Source organism: Pseudomonas sp. EB271-G4-1 (assembly GCF_058791355.1).
Genome location: NZ_JBYTEO010000061.1, coordinates 1 through 18,192 on the forward strand (window position 1 = coordinate 1; position 18,192 = coordinate 18,192).

Sequence of the window (18,192 nt, forward strand, 5' to 3'; positions counted from 1 at the left end):
CGGCCGCCAACAGCAAGGGGGAGCAAGCTCCCCCTTCGGTTTTTACCGGACACTAGTGACGCTCTGCGTGGGAATGCCGCCAGGGACGCTCCGCGTTCCGCTGACGACGCATTAGTTGAGCCGTGCGCAACCGTGATGCGGAACATCACAGGATGAAAACGATCAGGTCAGTCCGCCTCGCATAGCTTTTGCTCTACATTGGCTTTTTGAAGGTTCTGCCCAGTGGGGGCGAGTTCATACACCCAGTCCAAATATGCTGCCATCTGCTGCGCAGGACCTGCGGCCCTGGCTCGGCCACACGATGAAACTGGAAAAAATCCTCTAAACAAAACCATCCCGCCGCTCAGCCACCAACAGCAACGACTGCGGCGCTGGGCTTTGCGGGTGCTGCGGCTCTTGTAGCCCCGCCAGCCGGAACCCGGCCATGTCCAGCGCATTGAACCAACTGGACAAGGTTCGCAAGTACCACGGCATCGGTTGCCACTGCCCCTCGAATCCGCCGAAGGTCTCTTCCCGCCAGCCGTCCTGATAGTCGCCCGCAGCCACGGTCCATGGATGCAGCGTCTGGATCACCAGCGCGCCGCCGGGGGCGAGCAGGGCGTTCATGGCTGCGAGCAAGGGGATGATGTCCTGGTGCAGCAAGGCGAAGTTGGCGCAGATCAGGTCGTAGTCGCTGCCGATTGAAACCTTCGAATCCACCAGCTCTTCATAACTGGCCAGGTACACCGTTGAGGCACCGGCCGCCCGCGCTGACTCGACGAGCGTAGCGTCGCCGTCCACGCCGACGACCTCGATGCCTCGTTCCGCCAATGCACGCAACAGCCAGCCCTCGCCACAACCGAGGTCAAGCACGCACTCGGGTTGGCGGCCCATTATCGCCAGCAGGATGGCCTGGTCAGTGACATTGCGGCGGCTTTCAATGGCGCCGGTGCGCACGGCTTCGATCCAGGCGTGGGCGTTGTGGTGCCAGCTCTGGAGGAGTGTGGTTTCGTCGGCAGGCATGGCAATGTCCGAAGTGGTGGGGCTGGATAGAAGCATAGGACAGGTGAACGCAGACCATTGGTCCTGCTGCGGCTGATTGGGACAATGCGCCCTGTGCGTTGTCGAATGGAGTGACAAGCAAAGGTGCATGAGCTGGACGTTGTCGCACCCGCGTTTTGCAATCCTGTTCAGATTGAGAGGTGGACTGATGAACAACATAATCTACATCGTCGGGGTGGTGGTGATCGTCGCGGTGGTCCTGTCGTTCCTTGGGTTTGCATAGCTGGCGTCAACGGGCACCAGCGACGGTCTGAGACAGTCCGTCGCTGAGCTTTAGGTTATCGGTTAAATCGCTCGGCCAGGCTGTGCAGGTACTCGGCCATCCCTTCGAGATCCTGGCTGATGGCCGCGCCTTGCTTGGCCTGCCCCGCACTGTGATCGCACAGTTGAGCAATTCGCGTGATCTGTTGATTGATATCTTCGGTCACGTGACTTTGCTCTTCCGACGCCGACGCCATCTGCTGGCTCATATCGGTGATCCGGCTGACGGCCTGGCTGATACCGACCAAGGCAGCCTGCACCGCCTCGACACGCTGCATGCTGTCGCGAGAAATCTGTTCACCCCGGGTGGCCGTCGTGACTGCGCGATCGGCACCGATGTGCAGGGAAGCGATGATGCCGTGGATCTGTTCGGTTGAGGTGCGGGTGCGTTGGGCAAGGGATCGCACCTCATCGGCAACCACGGCAAAACCGCGACCTTGCTCACCTGCCCGGGCCGCCTCGATCGCCGCATTGAGCGCCAGCAGGTTGGTTTGTTCAGCAATCGACGTGATGACATCCACGACGCTGCCGATCGACTGCGTCTCGCTCGCCAACGCATTGACTGCTTGGGCGATTTCGTTGACGGCGGCGTTCATGGCCTCCATGGCGCGCAGGCTTTGTCCGGCCAACTCGCTGCCGTCCCTGGTCAACTGGTCAGCCTCGCAGGCGGCATGCGCGGTGCTGATGACGTTTTGCGTCACTTGCTGGTTGGTGGCCGCCATCTGTGAGATGGCGGCGGCGGACTGATCGGTTTCGCTGCGCTGGCGGTCAAGTGCCTGCGCTTGCAAGCCGGACAACTCGGATGATTGCGCCGCCTTGGCCTTTACACTGACCCCGGCATCCACGAGCCGACTCAAGGCTGTCTGCAAGCGGGCTTTCTCACTGAGCATGGCCATGTCCAGTTGCCCCTGGGGACCATGGTTATCGCTGTAGGTGAGTGCGACCAAGCGGTCGGCAAAAGCTTTCGGATGCTCGGCCAGGGTGCGCTGTATGGCGTTGCGTTGTCGGGACACGATCAGGAACCAGGCAATCCCCAGGCTCACTACCAGCACCCCTTGGGCCGCCGCTTTTTCCAGCCACTGATCAGCCAGCAGTGAAACCGTGGTTGCCATCAGTAATGGCCAACCCTGTTGCAGCGGCCGGAAAATCCGCGCACTCAGCGCGACGATCGGCTTGCCGGCGCGCATCCTTGCATAAAGCGCGCTTGCCCTGCGCACCTGGTCGCGAGTGGGCACCGAACGAACCGACTCGTAACCGCTCAGGCGGCCGTTTTCATAGATGGGCGTGACGTAGGCACTGACCCAATAGAAATCACCATTCTTCGCACGATTTTTCACAATCCCCATCCAGGGCTTGCCTTGCTTGATGGTGTGCCACATATGCACGAATACCCCGGGCGGCATGTCGGGGTGCCGGACCAGATTATGCGTCTGACCAACCAGTTCGTCGTAGGTGAAACCGCTGATGTCGACAAACGCGTCATTGCAGTAAGTGATTCGGCTATCGAGATCGGTGGTGGAGATCAGGCGTTGATCGGCGGGGAATAATCTTTCATGGTCGGTTACGGGCAAATTCACACGCATAAAATGCGATCCCTATACGGATTTTTATTATGGTCTGGAACAGGTAAATCAAAAAATACGCGATGTGTTCTACGCGTATCCCGCGAGCGCCGACCCCGCATCGGACGACACTTTCTTTTCATTTGATGACAGGTGCAGGTGTGCCATGAGTTTTTCTCGGCCCTTCGTATCGCGCTTGCTTCTACTTATTTATTACCAGGGCTGTTTGCCTCCAGACCCCGCTACCCACTCGACATACGTCGACATGGCCAGTGAACTGTCCGTGAAATACGATTGAGCGCCATTGTTGAGCGCCGCCAACACTTTCGTAGGAACTACCCAAGAAGGCATCGATGAAGGCGATATTTCGGATTTGATTAAGGCACCTGCGAGTCACTGTTGATAAGCGATGTTGATAAAATTGTGTAATTGTAGGAAGGAGGTTACGTTGTTTTGAGAAGTGTCTGAGGTTGAATTGGGATCGGTACTTCGTTGATTGTAGGTTGTTTCTGAAATTGCAATTTTTCTTTGCATGCAGTTTCTAATTGTACTAGTTTCGGCTTTCCGGCAACTCACTCATGGAATGACTTGTCCGATGAGTCTCTAAAATGGTTGGCCCGCACTGGCGATTAATGACTAATGGTGGTGAGGTGTAAGAGAGTGGATATTTAACTAAGCCCAAAAACTAAGGATGCTCACGATATGAACAAGGTAGGCGTGATGCTTGATCCCTCAAATCTCAATGTTCCTGAGATAATGTCGGCGCAAACTATTAGATCTGAAAGGTATGGTCAGCCTTCAAGCGCATTTGCTCTTGAATCGGTACCCGTGCCTTGCTTTAAATCCGATGAATGCTTAGTCAAGGTCATGGCTGCAGGTGTCAATCACAATGGCGTCTGGGCTGCACGAGGATATCCAGTCGATGTCATTGATCTTCAAAGGTCCCACGGTGAAAAACATGACTTTCATATTGCAGGTTCCGATGCTTCCGGAATTGTCGTTGCGGTAGGCAGGGATGTGCATGACATCTCTATCGGTGATGAAGTGGTACTGCACTGTGGTTGGTGGGACTGCGATTCAGTGGCCGATGAGATCATGGATAAGTCGGCAAAAATCTGGGGTTACGAGATCAACTTTGGAGCTTTCGCCGAGTATACACGGGTCAAAAGGCAGGCAATTCTGCCTAAGCCCGCGCATTTAAGCTGGGAGCAGGCTGCGTCCTACATGCTATGCGGGGCGACGGCCTATCGCATGCTGCATGGTTTTGCCCCGCATACAGTTAAATCAGGCGATGTGGTTCTCATATGGGGGGGCAGCGGCGGAATGGGCTCGATGGCTATTCAATTGGTCAACGCCGCTGGAGCCATTCCCATTGCAGTAGTGAGCAGCAACGAGAAGGCGGAATACTGCCGACAGATTGGTGCCAAAGGCACGATCAATCGTCAGGAGTATGAGCATTGGGGCGTACTTGAAGATATAGAAAATCCGGTTGGATATTCCAAATGGCTGAGTGAGGCCAAGCGTTTCCAGCATGAAATATGGCGATTGGTGGGAGATAAGAAAAATCCCAGTATTGTGATTGAACATCCTGGTGAAGATACATTTCCGACATCTTCATTTGTGTGCGCGCCCGGTGGGATGGTTGTTATTTGTGCTGGTACCAGCGGGTACAAGGGCACTTTCGATATTCGTTATCAGTGGATGCGACAAAAAAGATTTCAAGGCTCTCATTTTGCCAATCTGGAGCAATGTAGTGCGTTCAATAAATTGGTTTGTCAGGGGCTGATAACGCCGTGCTTGACTAGAGTTTTCGATTTTGAAGATTTGCCAGAAGCCCATCAAATCATGTTCGAGAACAGGCAGCTTTTAGGGAATTTTGTCATTCGAATTGGTAGTCAAAGGGAGGGTTGAGCCAATGTTGTTTATTCAGAGATTTGTAGAGTTTGCTCATGCGTTTCCTGAAGCTCCTGCCATTGTTGACGCGTCGTCGGAACTTTCATATGGCGAGTTATATAAGCAGGCACAACGCTTGGTCGAGGTTATTGAATCGACAAGTTCGGGCTCGATGATCGGTGTGTTGATGAAGAAAAGTGTCGATTACATCACTTCGGTACTTGCTATTCACTTATCGGGGCGAACAGTTGTTTCACTGGACAGAAATTACCCGGTTGAGCGATTACGGCAAATGGTCACTTCCATCGATTTGTCGTTATGCCTGCTGAATGAGCAGGAGAATGACGAGTTGAACGTGATGTTGGACCAGGGGATCCGTTCGCTGCGTATTGATAAACCCACAGCGCCTTCGGCGGACAACGACAGTGTCGAGATAAAGCCCGAGACCCTGGAAGAAATACCTGCTTACGTGGTCTTTACTTCCGGGACTACCGGGCAACCCAAGCCGGTCATGGTGCCGTATCGATCGCTGAGCACCTTGATCGATTGGATGCTGAAGGCACCTGGGCGTGCTGGTACCACATTGTTGTACGCAGCCCAGGGTTTTGATGTCTCATTTCAGGAGATCTACAGCGCGTTGTGCTACGGGGATCGTCTGCTGGTCATCACGGACGAGCAAAAGAAAGATATGCACGAGCTGACTCGAGAGATGGTTTCTGCGGCCGTCACGCGTCTTTTTCTGCCAACCTCTATGCTGATCCCTTTCGTCACGTTCAATCTTCATGACTCACAAGTGTTGGATGATCTGCAAGAAGTGATCTGCGCCGGCGAGCAGTTGAAGATTAATCCGGTCGTCAGGCAATGGTTCAAGGCTCATCCTCAATGCCAACTAATCAATCACTATGGTCCGGCCGAAACACATGTAGTGATGGAGCATCGATTAAGTAGCGAGCCAGAAGACTGGCCAGATCTGCCGCCCATCGGCAAGATCACCCAAGCCAGCACCGCTTTCCTGCTCGATGACCATTTGCAGCCAGTACTTCAGGGCAACATCGGTCAGCTCTATATCGCCGGCCGCTCGTTGGCGTTGGGTTACTACGGTATGTCGGCACAAACGGCAGAGAAATTCGTGACGCATCCCCAGACATACGAGCGGATGTATAACACTGGCGACATTTGTGTCCTGAATGAGCAGGCGTTGTTCGAGTACAAGGGCAGGCGTGACCGGCAGTACAAAATTCGTGGTTACCGGGTCGAGCTGAAAGAAATCGAGATCGTCGTCGCTGATTCGGAGCTGGTCGAAGATTGCCTCGTCGTAGCTCGACAGTTCGGCCGGACTACGACGCTGGTCCTGTACTTCACGGCGCAGGATCGTGATCAAGACCTCAGTATGAGACTGCATACGCATCTGACAACAAGACTGCCTGATTACATGTTGCCGTCCTTTTACAAAAAGATTTCGGCCATTCCTTTAACGCCAAACGGCAAGGTCGATTTACAAAAACTGCCTGAAGTCGGTGGGCTGCGATCGCTGATTTCAACGAGCTACGTTGAGCCACATGGTGAGCTTGAAACGACGGTGTGCGAGTTGGCGGCGTGCTGTTTTGGTCTGGACCGGCTTGGTGCCAACGATAACTTCATGGACGTCGGCGCGAACTCTATCACCCTGATTTCCCTGTTGGCCGAACTGCGTTACGTGCTGGCCTATGACTTTCGCCAGACTGATCTGTTCGAGTACCCGACGCCCAGGCTGTTGTGCGCCACTTACCAGCGCTCGCTGGATACGACACAACAGGGTGCCCCGACGGTTGTGCCCGCCAGCAGCCGAAAACAGAGATTGATCGCCATTCAACGTTTTCAGGAAAAAAAGGGGGGCTGACATGCACGATCATGAGGAGTACCGAGGACTATCGGATGAATGCGGCATTGCGATTGTAGGTATGGCTTGCCGTTTTCCGGGAGCAACATCGATCCAGCATTACTGGCAAAACCTGTTAAACGGTGTTGAAAGTATTCATGTCGAGACCAACGCGAATGGGCAGATTCTGGCTCGCGCCGAACTTCCCGGTATAGAAGACTTCGATTACGGTTTTTTCGGGTTCAGCTACAAGGAGGCCCAACTGTTGGACCCCCAGCACAGGGTTTTGCTCGAATGCGCGTGGGAGGTGCTGGAGGATGCATCGTTGCACGCGCAGACTGGTTCTGTCGGTGTGTTCTGCGGGGCCGGTCCCAGTTCCTATTTCATCAACAACGTTCACGGTCTGCATGCCCGCGACAGCGCCTGCGGTTTGTATCAATCCTCCAATGCTCTGGCGCAATTCATGGCCACGGACAAAGAGTTCCTCGCCAGTCGCATCGCTTATAAGCTCAACTGTTGCGGTCCTGCAGTCAATGTTCAGGCCGCCTGTGCGACGTCGATGTTCGGTATTCAGGCTGCCATTCAGGCGCTATTGCTGAGGGAGTGCAATGCGGCACTGGTCGGGGCTGCAGCGGTCTCTGTTCCGCAATCGATCCCCTACTATTTCGAGCCCGGCATGCCATTTAGCGCCGATGGACATTGTCGTCCGTTCGATGCCAAGGCGACTGGGACGGTGTTCGGTTCGGGTGCAGCGGTAGTTGGACTGAAAAGGCTCGGTGATGCTCTGGCTGATGGTGATCAGATCCATGCGGTGATTCGCTCCGTAGCCACCAACAACGATGGTGCCCATCGAGCGGGTATGTCGGCGCCGTCTGTGGCCGGGCAGGTTCGAGCAATCCGTGAGGCACTCGATATTGCCGGTGTCGGTCCCGAGCAGGTCAGCTACATAGAGGCCCATGGTACCGCGACTCCTATTGGTGACCCCATCGAAATCAAGGCTCTGGCCAATGTTTTTGCTGGTTGTTCCCGCGAACACACCTGTTATCTGGGGAGTGTCAAAGGCAATATCGGGCACCTGGGATGGGCGGCCGGGATGGCAGGTCTGATCAAGGCAGTCATGATCGCTAGGCACAAGGTCATTCCCCCGACCCTGAACTTCGAACAATACAACCCGCAGCTTTACATCGAGGAAACCCCCTTTATCGTCAACCGACAACAAGTGGTCATCGCGACGCCTCACGTCATCGTAGGGGTTAGCAGTTTCGGGTTGGGTGGCAATAACTCGCACTTGATTGTCGAGACGGCACCGGCACCGAAGGTTGCCAGTTCATCAATCGACATTGAGCGGTTACGCCTAATTCCCGTTTCGGCCAGAGAGTGCGATGACCTGCAGCAGCTGTGCACCGATTACCGGCAGTTTCTCGAGGCTCAAACGGACGATAGCTTCCCCCTATTTGTCGCCAATCTTCTTCATTCCACATCATTGTTCGAGCAGCGCACGTACGTCATCGCCAGCCATCGTAGGGAAGCCGTCGACGCATTCGCTGGGTTGACCTTCGACGCTTGCCCGCCGGTGGCGACCACGCCACGGGTTGGTCTGATGTTTTCCGGTCAAGGCGGCGAACATCGGGACATGGGCCGAGAGCTCTATACCCATGAAGCGCTGTTCAAAGCCGAGCTGGATGCGTTCGACCCGGTCTGTCAAGACGTCTTCGGTGCCTCTGCCGCAAATCTGTTATTCGATCCCCTGATCAACGGGAAAATTGAGGCGGATATTGCTCGCTCGCAGCCCATGACATTTGCTCTGCAAGTGGCTATGGCGCGCCTGTTCCTGAGTAGTGGCATCGGTCCCGTAGCACTATTCGGGCACAGCCTGGGTGAGTACGCGGCAGCCTGCGTCGCGGGTGTGTTCACTGGCGAGCAGGGTTTCCGGATGCTTGTGCAGCGTAGCCGATTGCTGGACTCGCTGGGAGACATCGGGGCCATGGTAGCTCTTGGAGGCGATCACGAGTGCGCGTCGAGATTGATCGAAAGTACGCCAGGCGAGCTGTCGATTGCCGCTTTAAATGCGGTAAATAACACTGCGGTATCCGGAACGCAGGAGGCGGTTGAGCTGCTCCTGAAAAACGCGGACGCCGCGGGGGTGAGCGCAACGCGATTGAAGATTTCTCGTCCAGGGCACTCCTCTTTGTTAGACCCGTTGCTAGACGGCTTTGAAGCCTATTTGGACAGCGTAGAACTGAGCCCACCTGTTCGTCCTTTCATTTCCACTGTAACGGGAACTCTGGCCGGCGATGAGGTGGCGACGTCGCATTATTGGCGTCGTCAGTTGCGTGAAACCGTGAGTTTTCGGGCGAGCGTTGCCGCTGCACTTGAGCTAGGTTGCACTCACCTGATCGAAATCGGGCCGAAAGCCATGCTGTCAGGTCTGGTGCTCAGCGAGGCCGGAGATCGCTCGAGCGTGCTGCCCATGGCGAGGGGCGGACAGATGGATCATCGACAGTATCTGACGATGCTGGGTGAGTTATTCCGGGCCGGCGTTGATGTTCACGCCCCGGCTACGCAAGAGCGGGCGCCGATACTGGAAGGGTTGCCGACTTATCCTTTCCAGCGCGTTCGCTGCTGGATTGAGACGTCTAATTCCGCTCACGCCCTGGCCGAACACGCCTTTAAAACGGTCTGGCAGTCGTTGACGATGGAGCGGATGGACAGCCACTCAAGTGCCGGGCAAAAGGTTTTGTTTCTCGCACCGAACGAGGCAGTGAACGAGGCTGAAACCCGTTATCTGGAAAACACCTTCGGCCAATTTTACTGCGTTGCGTTGAATCCCTTCATGGACGTTGGCGCATCATCGCGCAACGCCTTGGATGTCATTGCAGCGCAGGATTTTGACGGGATGTGGAGGGAGTGTGTTGCCGACGTAGACAGGGTGTATCTCGACCTGCGGCAGTTAGCGAACAATGACGTATCCACGGCAGTCAGTACCTGTGCGCGAATCTTGAACCTGTTGCACTCCGTGCCTGACAGTTATGACCGACGACCACAATTCTGTCTGTTGTTTGCGGCGGCCATCCGCGATGAGGGGATGAGCCTCAACCCGGTGGTAAACAGCGTCGTGGGCATGCTTCGCTCGGTGTTGATCGAAGAGCCTGAATGGAAGGTGATTGTCCTCAATTTCATCAGAGAGCAATCTCCCACAGGAATCGAGGATGCCAATCCGATCGTGTTGTTGCCGTTAACCGACGAGCTCGTCATCACGGTCAGACAGGCACAAGCCTTCGTGCCCCGGCTGGAAAGGACAGGGGAGAGCAATGGCACCCGCGACGGCTTTCCTGCCGATCACAGTTACCTTTTGATCGGTGGTGCTGGCGGCATCGGCAGGCAGTTAATCGAAAGCCTTTGCGCTAATCAGATCCGGTGCATTCATGTTATCGGACGCTCGGCACTGCCTAGTAAGGCGATGCAAGCCCTGATGATACGTCACCCGACCGTCCGGTATCTGGGGCACGACCTTTCGTCCGATCAAGGACGAGACGAGTGTGCGAATTGGCTGCAATGTGCAGCGATTGGCAAGGTGACAATTTTCAATCTGGCCGTCGATCTCCGTGACCAGTTATCAAGCGAGGTTCAGGTTGCGGATCTGGAGCGTTCGTTCGAGGCAAAATGCACGAGTGTCCTGACCCTTTACCAACTGCTATGTGACCAGGGGCGGACGATCGACTGTGTTTTCAATTTCTCTTCGGCCACTTCGATTCTGGGTAATGGTGGACAGTCGACCTATGGTGCGGCCAGCGCCTTTCTCGACGCCGCCCATGAGATATTGTTTCCCCGGGCGTCCAAGGTACTTACAGTTAATTGGGGGGTGTGGAGCGACGCCGGGAAACTGCGCGAAAACTACCAGCGAATGCAGATACTTGAAGCCAGCGGCTTGAGCGGCCACAGCAGTGAACTGGGCTTGCTTTTTATCCGCAAGTTACTGGCCGGTCCGTCCCGTATCGTTGGGTTCATGAACATTGATGCTAAGGCCCTGGGCGACAGATCTCGAGTGTGTGGAAGATACCTTGAGCACTTGGTGACGGGTGATACGAGTAAAGACAGGACCCGGTCGGCGAGCATTTCGGCTCACCTTCTCGAGTGTGCTGATGAAACTCAGGTGGGTAGGGTGCTGGAGACCTGGCTCGTAGCAACGATTGATTCGCTGGTCGGTCTGGAGGTGTCGAGCCGCGGATGCTACGACAAGATCAAAGAGTTTGGGTTCAAAGCTCTGGGCTTTGACTCATTGGCGCTGGTGCAACTGAAAAATACACTCGTCACGCAGTTTGACTTGCAGTGGACTGTCAAACACCTCAACTCCATGCTGGCGTTAAATGAGCTGCATGCCGTCCTTGTGTCCCACGTCAGTCAACCGGCATGGCGTGCAACCCATAGCGAGCGTAACGGCTCTGTTGATATGGATGTGCAGGACACTGCGGTTTCATTACAACAGATGCGATGGATTTCTCTTATTGGCAAGGACTATGGTCTGCGCGTAATTCCCTATTTGATTTACTGTCGCTTCGAGGCCGAGCACTGCCAGAAGGCGTTGTTTCAGGTGGTGGATGAGCATCGGTTGTTGCGAACGTTTTTCCCGCAAGGACGGCCAACAGTCAGAACCACTGCTGAGATCCTACAGAGCTTTGGGACGCTGTTTACGGATTTGTCTTCACAAACGGCTGCGGACAAAGCGCAGCAGATCGCGGCCTGTGTGCAGGCCATGGCACAGGCGTTGCCCAAGCCGGAGAATAATGTGACCTGGGCGATTCACTTTATCGATGTCGGGGAGCCATTTTTCATCGCGCTGCTAGGGGTTCAACATTTGGAGTTCGACGGAAAATCCTTGACTCTTTTGTTCGACCGCTTTGGCGAGTGTTTGCGTTGCCTCGCCGAGCATCAGCCGCTGACTCGCATCAATCACGATATTGCATACGCCGACTATGCGCGACGCCAACACCAATACTTGAATAAGCAGTGGACCACCGATGCAGGTTTCTTCAAGGGACTGTACAACGCCTTTGAAGGCCCTACCGTTTTGTTCGCGCATCCGGGTTTCACATCTGTTGCTGCTTGTCCGTCGTCGCGGTACAGCGTCGAAGTTGCCGGTGCGAACCGTATTTTGAGCGATCTGGCAGAGCGCCACGGGTTCAGCGTATTCAATGCAATCCTGTATGTGTATGCCACGACGATGGCCGACGTCATCGGTTGCGATCAGTTGATTATCAGTGCGATCAATAGCGGGCGTGGCTTGGGTGAATTCAACAACGTGATTGGGCCGTTCACCTCTCCGCTGCCGGTGCCGATCACTGTGCAACATGACTGGTTGAGCGGCATCGCAATGGTCGCACGCACGCTGGAGGCAATTCAGGGTTATCCACTCATGCACCCATCCATGTTGATCGGTGAAGTTCCGGCGTTTTCCGGGATGGCGCACGATACCTACTTTTCGGACGTGGGCATCAACTTCCTCAACTATCGCCACACCGCTGAGACCCCGGGTAAAGTTCGGATTGAAGGAGTCGAGGTCCTTGGTCCGGTATCGGAGGGGTTGCTGTCGGGGGCCAACGTCGAAGATATGCGGCGAGTACCAGGTTTGCACTTAGTGGTTGAAATCAACGGCGATGACCTGCGCTTCAACTTCTGGTTCCACACCCAACGTTTCTCTTCCGCCGAAGTTGAAGGCTGGGGGGATCGCATGGTGCAGCACCTGAAGCAACTGCTGAGTATTGCGAGGGCAACCGATGAGCACTGAGCCACTGACGTTGCTGTGCTTCTCGTATGCGGGTGGCAGCGCTAGTTTTTATGCACGCTGGCGCCGTGTGCTGCCACACGTAAATTTAATTCCGGTCGACATTCCGGGGAGGGGAGGAGCGCAGGATATACCGGCATTGATTACCCGCGACGGGCTAATTGACTATTTGCTGACCCACTACGCTCGGTGGTGCATTCCCCCCTTCGCACTTTTTGGCCACAGTTTGGGCGGGCGTATTGCTTTTGAGTTCCAGCGGGTGCTGGAACAAACGCGAGAACTCAAAGCCACTCGGTTGTTAGTCAGCGGGTGTCTGGCACCTGAACGGTTTGCCGAGGCCATGCGTATTCATGAGCGAGATCTGAGCGATTCAACTTTATTGCGGATCCTTGCAGGCCTGGGGGGAACACCACCGGAGTTGATGGCCAATCCGGCACTGATTGGTGCAGTACTGCCTGTAATCAGAGCCGATTTTCAGCTGGCTATCGATCTTTCGAGAAGCGCAGTCACTCCTGTTTCCATGCCTATCGATCTGCTACTGGGCAGCCAGGACAAACTCACCAGCCTCTTCGAAGACTATGCAGGCTGGACACGTCATAGCACCGCCGGATGCCAAGTGTCAGTCATTGATGGGGATCATTTTTTTATTCGCTCCCAAACAATATTGGTCGCCAGACTGGTGGGGAAAAAACTGCAGGAGTTTGCGTTGAATGAGGGGTGAACCTGAAGTTCAGGATTGGCTGACCGGTGGTGGTTTGCCATTGCATGTAATCGGGCAGCGGATGATCGAACGAGCACAGCATGAGCCGGCCTGTTCCTACCGCTGGTGTATACACGATGTAGGTTGCGGCACTCGTTATGCGTTTAATGAGCATGCCCGTGCCCCCGCCTCAAGTACCCGCAAGCTTTACATCCTGGTGGCAGTGCTGCTGTTGATTGAGCGTGGAGAGCTGACGCTGAGCGATAGCGTCGTGGTGAATAACCAGAAAGCAGGCATTCAAACCTGTGGCGGTCTTTGGTTGCTGGACAGTCCACGGGCATTCACCGTGGCGGAATTGCTCAAGTTGATGATGGGTTTGAGCGACAACATTGCGACCTTTTATCTTGTGGACTTGCTCGGTCTAGAGCGTCTTAACGCGTTGTCGACTGTAGTGAAGCTGTCCGGGACATGGCATTTGTCAGCGGTGCCGAGTCAGGCGTTGACCGCAGATCATCCGCTGAGCGCCGTCAATACCACCACAGCGTCTGATCTGGTGACAGCCCTGTCGATACTGGTCGAGGGTGCAAACAACCGCTTACCTATCGGTGGCGCTTTTATCCGTCGGGAGTTGTGCGAGTTCGGCTTGAACAGTATGCGCGCGCAGCAAGACACCACTGCGATCAGGAGCTGGCTGACTGATGCGGTCCAGGTAGGCGACAAACATGGCATCGGCTATCGCAACTACAACAACGTCGCTTACCTGGCCCATGGCGGCGCAGTAAGGATCGTCTTTTCGATCATCGTTGACGACCTGCATCGTATTGAAAGTCCCATGCCGGCCTTCGCTCACGCCAGGGATTTCATAGCCCTGTTTTCCCGCTTGCTGGATGACTACGTCAGGCTTGAATACCCCTCCAAGGAGCTTTGAAATGGACCGTCCCCTCTCTACCGCCTACGCCAACAAATCCGAAATATACGACAGTGCCAGACCATCCTATCCGCAAGAGGCCATTCTGTTTATCCAGCGTCAGCTCGATTTATCGTTGGGATTGCCAGTGCTGGATGTCGGATCGGGTACCGGGATACTGACCCGGCAATTGGCGGCTACCGGCATGCCTATGATTGGTATAGAGCCTGACGCAAACATGCTGGCTAAGGCCAGAGCAAACACGGGGCAGCCAAGCGCGAGTTACCGTTCTGGAACGGCCGAGCAACTGGGTGGTGCGCCGCGTTCGGTGGCGGCGTTAGTGTGCGGGCAGTCCTTTCACTGGTTCGAGCCAGGCAAGACCCGGACTGAATTTCGACGGGTGCTGGCTACAAACAATCCAGTGATTCTCATCTGGAATATTCGTAGCCCAGACTGCAACGCATTTCACCGAGCTTATGAACAACTATTAAATGACGCCTTCGCGCGTTATGCAGAAACGTTGCAGATCGACGAAGCTCTTGAAAGTCGAATTCAGCAGTTTTTTAATGGCCCATTCGAAGAGCGTATTTTTCACAACAGTCAGCAATTAAGTGTGTCGAGCCTGCTCGAAAGAACCATGTCTTGTTCCTATGCGATGAAACCAAGAACACTTGAATATCGCAACGCCAGTCACGCCCTGAACATCTTGCATCAGCAATATCAACAAAACGGTTTTGTCTCGCTTAACTATGAAACGCGCGTGGTCTATGGACGTATTTAACCGGATGGGCATGAGTAGACTGTTTAACTGGTCGGGACTAGTGGTTTCCTTGTCTTTTTTCCCGACGTTGGCACGGGCTGCTTTTCTGTCTTACATTCTCATTTTTCTGAAGGAGCGTTTCGACCTTTCGGTGGATCAGATCGGGCTGTTTGTCGGCGGGTTTATTCTGCTGAGCTCACTGTCCAGTCTGGTCTTCGGCGCCGTGCTCGATAGGATGAGTATCAAGGTCTTGATGCTGGTCTCATCCGTCATTCAGTCAGTGGTTTACCTGAGCTTGTTCATGTTCAACTCCTTAGCCCTGGTCTTCATACTGTGTCTGTTGCTCAATCTGGCCTACCTGTCGCTGGAGACGGCCGTGCGCATGTGCATCGCTCGATTGTTTGCCCCTCCGGAAACCGCGTCGGTGCTGTCGCTCAAGTACACGTTCACCAATACCGCATATGCACTGGGTCCGCTGATCGGACTTTGGCTGAATCGCCAAGGAGTTTCACCATTGCTTTTCTGCAGTGCTTCGGCGCTGATCTTTATTGTGGCTATTGTCAGTCCACTTGCATTGCCGAGCGTGGCCGATCGGCAAAACGTCGAAGGCGAAGGGTGGTACGATTCGCTGGCAATCATGGTCAAGGATCGCAAACTGCTGAAGTTCTCAGTGGCCAGCGTACTGTTGGCTGGTGTGTTCGGGCAGTTTCACATATACGTGGGCCAATACCTGATCACGACCCATTCCACCACGCAAATGTACGAGATCATCAATGTGGTGTTTGTCACCAATGCGTTGACGTCGATGCTCTTGCAATACGTAATCGGAAAAAGGGTGGCAGTTGAACGCTTCAGATATTGGATCTGTGGCTGTATTGTGGCGTTCGTGATCGGATTGATCGGGTTTGCGTTCTCCAGCACCCTCTACGCGTGGGTTTTATTCATTGCCATTTTTACTGTCGGGGAAATTATTATTCAACCACTTGAATTTTTCTACATAACCCGGATAGCACCGGCGCACATGGCAGGTGCCTACTACAGTTCGCAAAACCTCACTTATATGGGCGCGGCGTCGACACCGGTAGTATGTGGTTTCATTCTCGCCGGCTTCAATCCGGTGTATTTTTTGTTGTACTTGTTGGTGTTGCTGATGGTTGGGGGTGTGATTTTCTATGTGGAAGGGGGGAAGTTAATTCAGCCTGCAACAAAAAAGCCCCTGGCAAACGGGGCTATTGGTGATCAAGGATCAATATGACTTTGCATACAGTGCCCAAGATTTGGTGGATTGACCTGTAAATAAGCAGGTGGCCGCAATCTTGGGCTGAGCAAGTGGAATGCATCGAACTGTTACACCAAGCACGCTGATGGCTTTCTCAACTTTATCGTCATCGATGAATGGCGCAATAACGAATGTATTGAGTTTGTCCGTACGCTTGAAAGCTTGTTTGAAGTTTTCAAGTGTTGTAACTGTTTCGGTGTTGTCCGACAGCTTTTTTCTTGCGCTTTCAAGCATGCCTGTCTGAATAGCCTGTAGAATTTTTGGTAGCTCTTTAACAAAGCTATCCATCTCAGCGCTCAATGTTTTCTTGATGTTGTCTCTGCATACATAAGAGACCATATTTCGTTCCAGTTCCTTAATCCCGACTTCGACTCGAACAGGTACGCCGCGCTTGATGTGATACCACTTTTTTTCGCCGCCATTTATATCCCGTTTATCAACGCTGACACGCAGGTTTTGCCCCTTCAGTGTTTTTCGGGAGAGCTTCTTTTGCAATTTATCGCAGTAGTTATAAATGGCTTCAGCATCTTGTTCAGTGCGTACGATCGGCACAATGGTGACCTGTGTCGGTGCAACCAACGGTGGGATCACCAGTCCATCGTCATCACCATGGGCCATGATCATGGCACCAATTAAACGCGTTGAAACGCCCCACGAAGTGGTCCAGGCCAGTTCTTTTACCCCTTCCTTGTTAACAAAGCGGATATCTGATGCCTGGGCAAAATTTTGTCCCAGGAAATGTGAGGTACCTGCTTGCAAGGCCTTACCGTCCTGCATCATCGCCTCGATGGTGAAAGTACTGACGGCGCCCGGGAAACGTTCCCATGAGCACTTTTCGCCCTTGATGACTGGTATAGCCAAGTGCTCGATGGTAAACCGCTCATAGATATCCAGCATCTTTAGCGTTTCGTCCAAGGCCTCTTTACTGGAGGCGTGAACGGTGTGGCCTTCCTGCCACAGGAACTCCGAGGTACGTAGGAAGATCCTGGGACGCATTTCCCAGCGCAGGACGTTCGCCCACTGGTTGATGAGTAACGGCAGATCCCGATAACTTTGCACCCATCGTGAAAAGGAGGCCCCGATCACGGTTTCACTGGTAGGCCTGATGATCAAGGGCTCTTCCAGTTCGCCAGCGGGAGTTAGTTTTCCATCTGCTGTCTGCTCCAGGCGGTGATGGGTTACGACTGCGCACTCCTTGGCAAAACCATCGACATGTTCTGCTTCTTTTTGAAGAAAGGATAATGGAATCAAAAGTGGGAAATATGCGTTCACATGGCCTGTTTCCTTGAAGTTTTTGTCAAGCTCCCGTTGAATCTGCTCCCATATGCCATAGCCCCAAGGGCGGATGACCATACAACCTCTGACGGGAGAGTTATCAGCCAGTTCAGACTGGCTGATGACTTGTTGATACCATTCCGAAAAATTTTCACTTCTTGTCGGTGATATGGCGTTCTTCATAAAGTCTCCTTATTTAAAAATACAGTGTGTTTTTAAGAATGTGTTTTTGATGTATGTATATTTTTTGCGGTTCGAAATTTCAAGTACTGATATTTTTTTATTGAACTTTCGGAAAATTCCTTCAGGCAAATCTGCTTTTTGTAAGATTTTTCCTTCTTTTCGCGAAGCTGGGCCTTATTAGGCATTGCCCAGTGAAATCAGTGATTTACGTGGAACGATTTCCCTCTCTTCTTTGCATGGATTTGTTAGCCTGCTCACGAATTGGCCTGGTATTTGCTATCAATTAGCCATCTGAGTGTCGCAATGGACGAAGTAGATGTCGCTATCAAGTAATTTCATGCAATTGTCCGCCAACGAAAAACGCTGGCTACCCTGGTTCGGCAAGACTGGAAAACTCACGATGGGCTGGTCGTGCTGGCTCAATCGCTCGGCTTATCCGGTGATCGAGCAAACCTTCGAAGCCATCGCTGAAACCCGAGTGCAGTTGCTGCAGAACTGGACGCGCGAGAAGTGGGAGCACCTGGCGGAGCTGGCGGAACACCTGAGTGCTGATTTCGCCAGCCTCTACAGCACTTCATTGGTGGACAAGCTCGTCCAGGCGGAGGATTTTTCGGAGTTGTTTGTCGTTGACGCCAGCGGCAGTGTCATCGTTTCAACCTGGAGCCAGCGCGGCAAAGCTCGGCTGGAGCAC

At 53.8% G+C, this 18,192-nt stretch carries 11 protein-coding genes; 8 read left to right on the forward strand and 3 right to left on the reverse strand.

Annotation, left to right across the window (positions count from 1 at the left end):
* Window positions 1–321 precede the first annotated feature (321 nt).
* A complete protein-coding gene (locus AC3WWR_RS24675; protein WP_033044633.1) occupies window positions 322–1,002 on the reverse strand; it encodes a class I SAM-dependent methyltransferase in 681 nt (226 codons plus the stop codon).
* Window positions 1,003–1,129: 127 nt separating this feature from the next.
* Between AC3WWR_RS24675 and AC3WWR_RS24680 the strand changes: the two genes are divergently transcribed.
* Window positions 1,130–1,264: a hypothetical protein gene (locus AC3WWR_RS24680; protein WP_020800447.1), complete on the forward strand. Its 135-nt coding sequence runs from the start codon at window positions 1,130–1,132 to the stop codon at window positions 1,262–1,264.
* Window positions 1,265–1,319: 55 nt separating this feature from the next.
* On the opposite strand, the gene AC3WWR_RS24685 is transcribed toward AC3WWR_RS24680, so the two are convergent.
* On the reverse strand, window positions 1,320–2,885 hold the full coding sequence (locus AC3WWR_RS24685; protein ID WP_151142085.1) for a methyl-accepting chemotaxis protein: 1,566 nt from the start codon (window positions 2,883–2,885) through the stop codon (window positions 1,320–1,322).
* Between the two features lie 681 nt (window positions 2,886–3,566).
* Here AC3WWR_RS24685 and ccrA point away from each other — a divergent pair.
* From ccrA to AC3WWR_RS24720, 7 genes are read left to right on the forward strand one after another with little or no spacing between them, the layout of a single operon-like run.
* Window positions 3,567–4,775 carry a crotonyl-CoA carboxylase/reductase gene (gene ccrA / locus AC3WWR_RS24690; protein ID WP_492599152.1) on the forward strand — a complete coding sequence of 403 codons (1,209 nt, stop codon included), beginning with the start codon at window positions 3,567–3,569 and terminating at the stop codon, window positions 4,773–4,775.
* Between the two features lie 4 nt (window positions 4,776–4,779).
* Window positions 4,780–6,636, forward strand: coding sequence for a non-ribosomal peptide synthetase (locus tag AC3WWR_RS24695; protein ID WP_492599153.1), 1,857 nt, complete (start codon window positions 4,780–4,782; stop codon window positions 6,634–6,636).
* A 1-nt stretch (window position 6,637) separates the two neighbouring features.
* A complete protein-coding gene (locus AC3WWR_RS24700; RefSeq protein WP_492599154.1) occupies window positions 6,638–12,400 on the forward strand; it encodes an SDR family NAD(P)-dependent oxidoreductase in 5,763 nt (1,920 codons plus the stop codon).
* Complete coding sequence (locus tag AC3WWR_RS24705) at window positions 12,390–13,118, forward strand: thioesterase II family protein (protein WP_432668138.1); 729 nt, start codon at window positions 12,390–12,392, stop codon at window positions 13,116–13,118. Before AC3WWR_RS24700 ends, AC3WWR_RS24705 begins: the two co-directional genes overlap by 11 nt.
* Window positions 13,108–14,025, forward strand: coding sequence for a serine hydrolase (locus AC3WWR_RS24710; RefSeq protein WP_432668137.1), 918 nt, complete (start codon window positions 13,108–13,110; stop codon window positions 14,023–14,025). Before AC3WWR_RS24705 ends, AC3WWR_RS24710 begins: the two co-directional genes overlap by 11 nt.
* A gap of 1 nt (window position 14,026) precedes the next feature.
* A complete protein-coding gene (locus tag AC3WWR_RS24715) occupies window positions 14,027–14,785 on the forward strand; it encodes a class I SAM-dependent methyltransferase (protein ID WP_432668136.1) in 759 nt (252 codons plus the stop codon).
* A gap of 10 nt (window positions 14,786–14,795) precedes the next feature.
* Complete coding sequence (locus AC3WWR_RS24720) at window positions 14,796–16,019, forward strand: MFS transporter (RefSeq protein ID WP_432668135.1); 1,224 nt, start codon at window positions 14,796–14,798, stop codon at window positions 16,017–16,019.
* Here AC3WWR_RS24720 and proS read toward each other — a convergent pair.
* Window positions 16,011–17,501: a proline--tRNA ligase gene (gene proS, locus AC3WWR_RS24725; RefSeq protein WP_432668134.1), complete on the reverse strand. Its 1,491-nt coding sequence runs from the start codon at window positions 17,499–17,501 to the stop codon at window positions 16,011–16,013. The two genes, AC3WWR_RS24720 and proS, sit on opposite strands and share 9 nt — an antisense overlap.
* Window positions 17,502–18,192: the final 691 nt, after the last annotated feature.

Excerpts from the sequence above, each read along its gene's own strand:
- AC3WWR_RS24675 (WP_033044633.1), bottom strand. The coding sequence starts at position 1,002 with ATGCCTGCCGACGAAACCACACTCCTCCAGAGCTGGCACCACAACGCC.
- AC3WWR_RS24680 (WP_020800447.1), top strand. The coding sequence starts at position 1,130 with ATGAGCTGGACGTTGTCGCACCCGCGTTTTGCAATCCTGTTCAGATTG.
- AC3WWR_RS24685 (WP_151142085.1), bottom strand. The coding sequence starts at position 2,885 with ATGCGTGTGAATTTGCCCGTAACCGACCATGAAAGATTATTCCCCGCC.
- ccrA (WP_492599152.1), top strand. The coding sequence starts at position 3,567 with ATGAACAAGGTAGGCGTGATGCTTGATCCCTCAAATCTCAATGTTCCT.
- AC3WWR_RS24695 (WP_492599153.1), top strand. The coding sequence starts at position 4,780 with ATGTTGTTTATTCAGAGATTTGTAGAGTTTGCTCATGCGTTTCCTGAA.
- AC3WWR_RS24700 (WP_492599154.1), top strand. The coding sequence starts at position 6,638 with ATGCACGATCATGAGGAGTACCGAGGACTATCGGATGAATGCGGCATT.
- AC3WWR_RS24705 (WP_432668138.1), top strand. The coding sequence starts at position 12,390 with ATGAGCACTGAGCCACTGACGTTGCTGTGCTTCTCGTATGCGGGTGGC.
- AC3WWR_RS24710 (WP_432668137.1), top strand. The coding sequence starts at position 13,108 with ATGAGGGGTGAACCTGAAGTTCAGGATTGGCTGACCGGTGGTGGTTTG.
- AC3WWR_RS24715 (WP_432668136.1), top strand. The coding sequence starts at position 14,027 with ATGGACCGTCCCCTCTCTACCGCCTACGCCAACAAATCCGAAATATAC.
- AC3WWR_RS24720 (WP_432668135.1), top strand. The coding sequence starts at position 14,796 with ATGAGTAGACTGTTTAACTGGTCGGGACTAGTGGTTTCCTTGTCTTTT.
- proS (WP_432668134.1), bottom strand. The coding sequence starts at position 17,501 with ATGAAGAACGCCATATCACCGACAAGAAGTGAAAATTTTTCGGAATGG.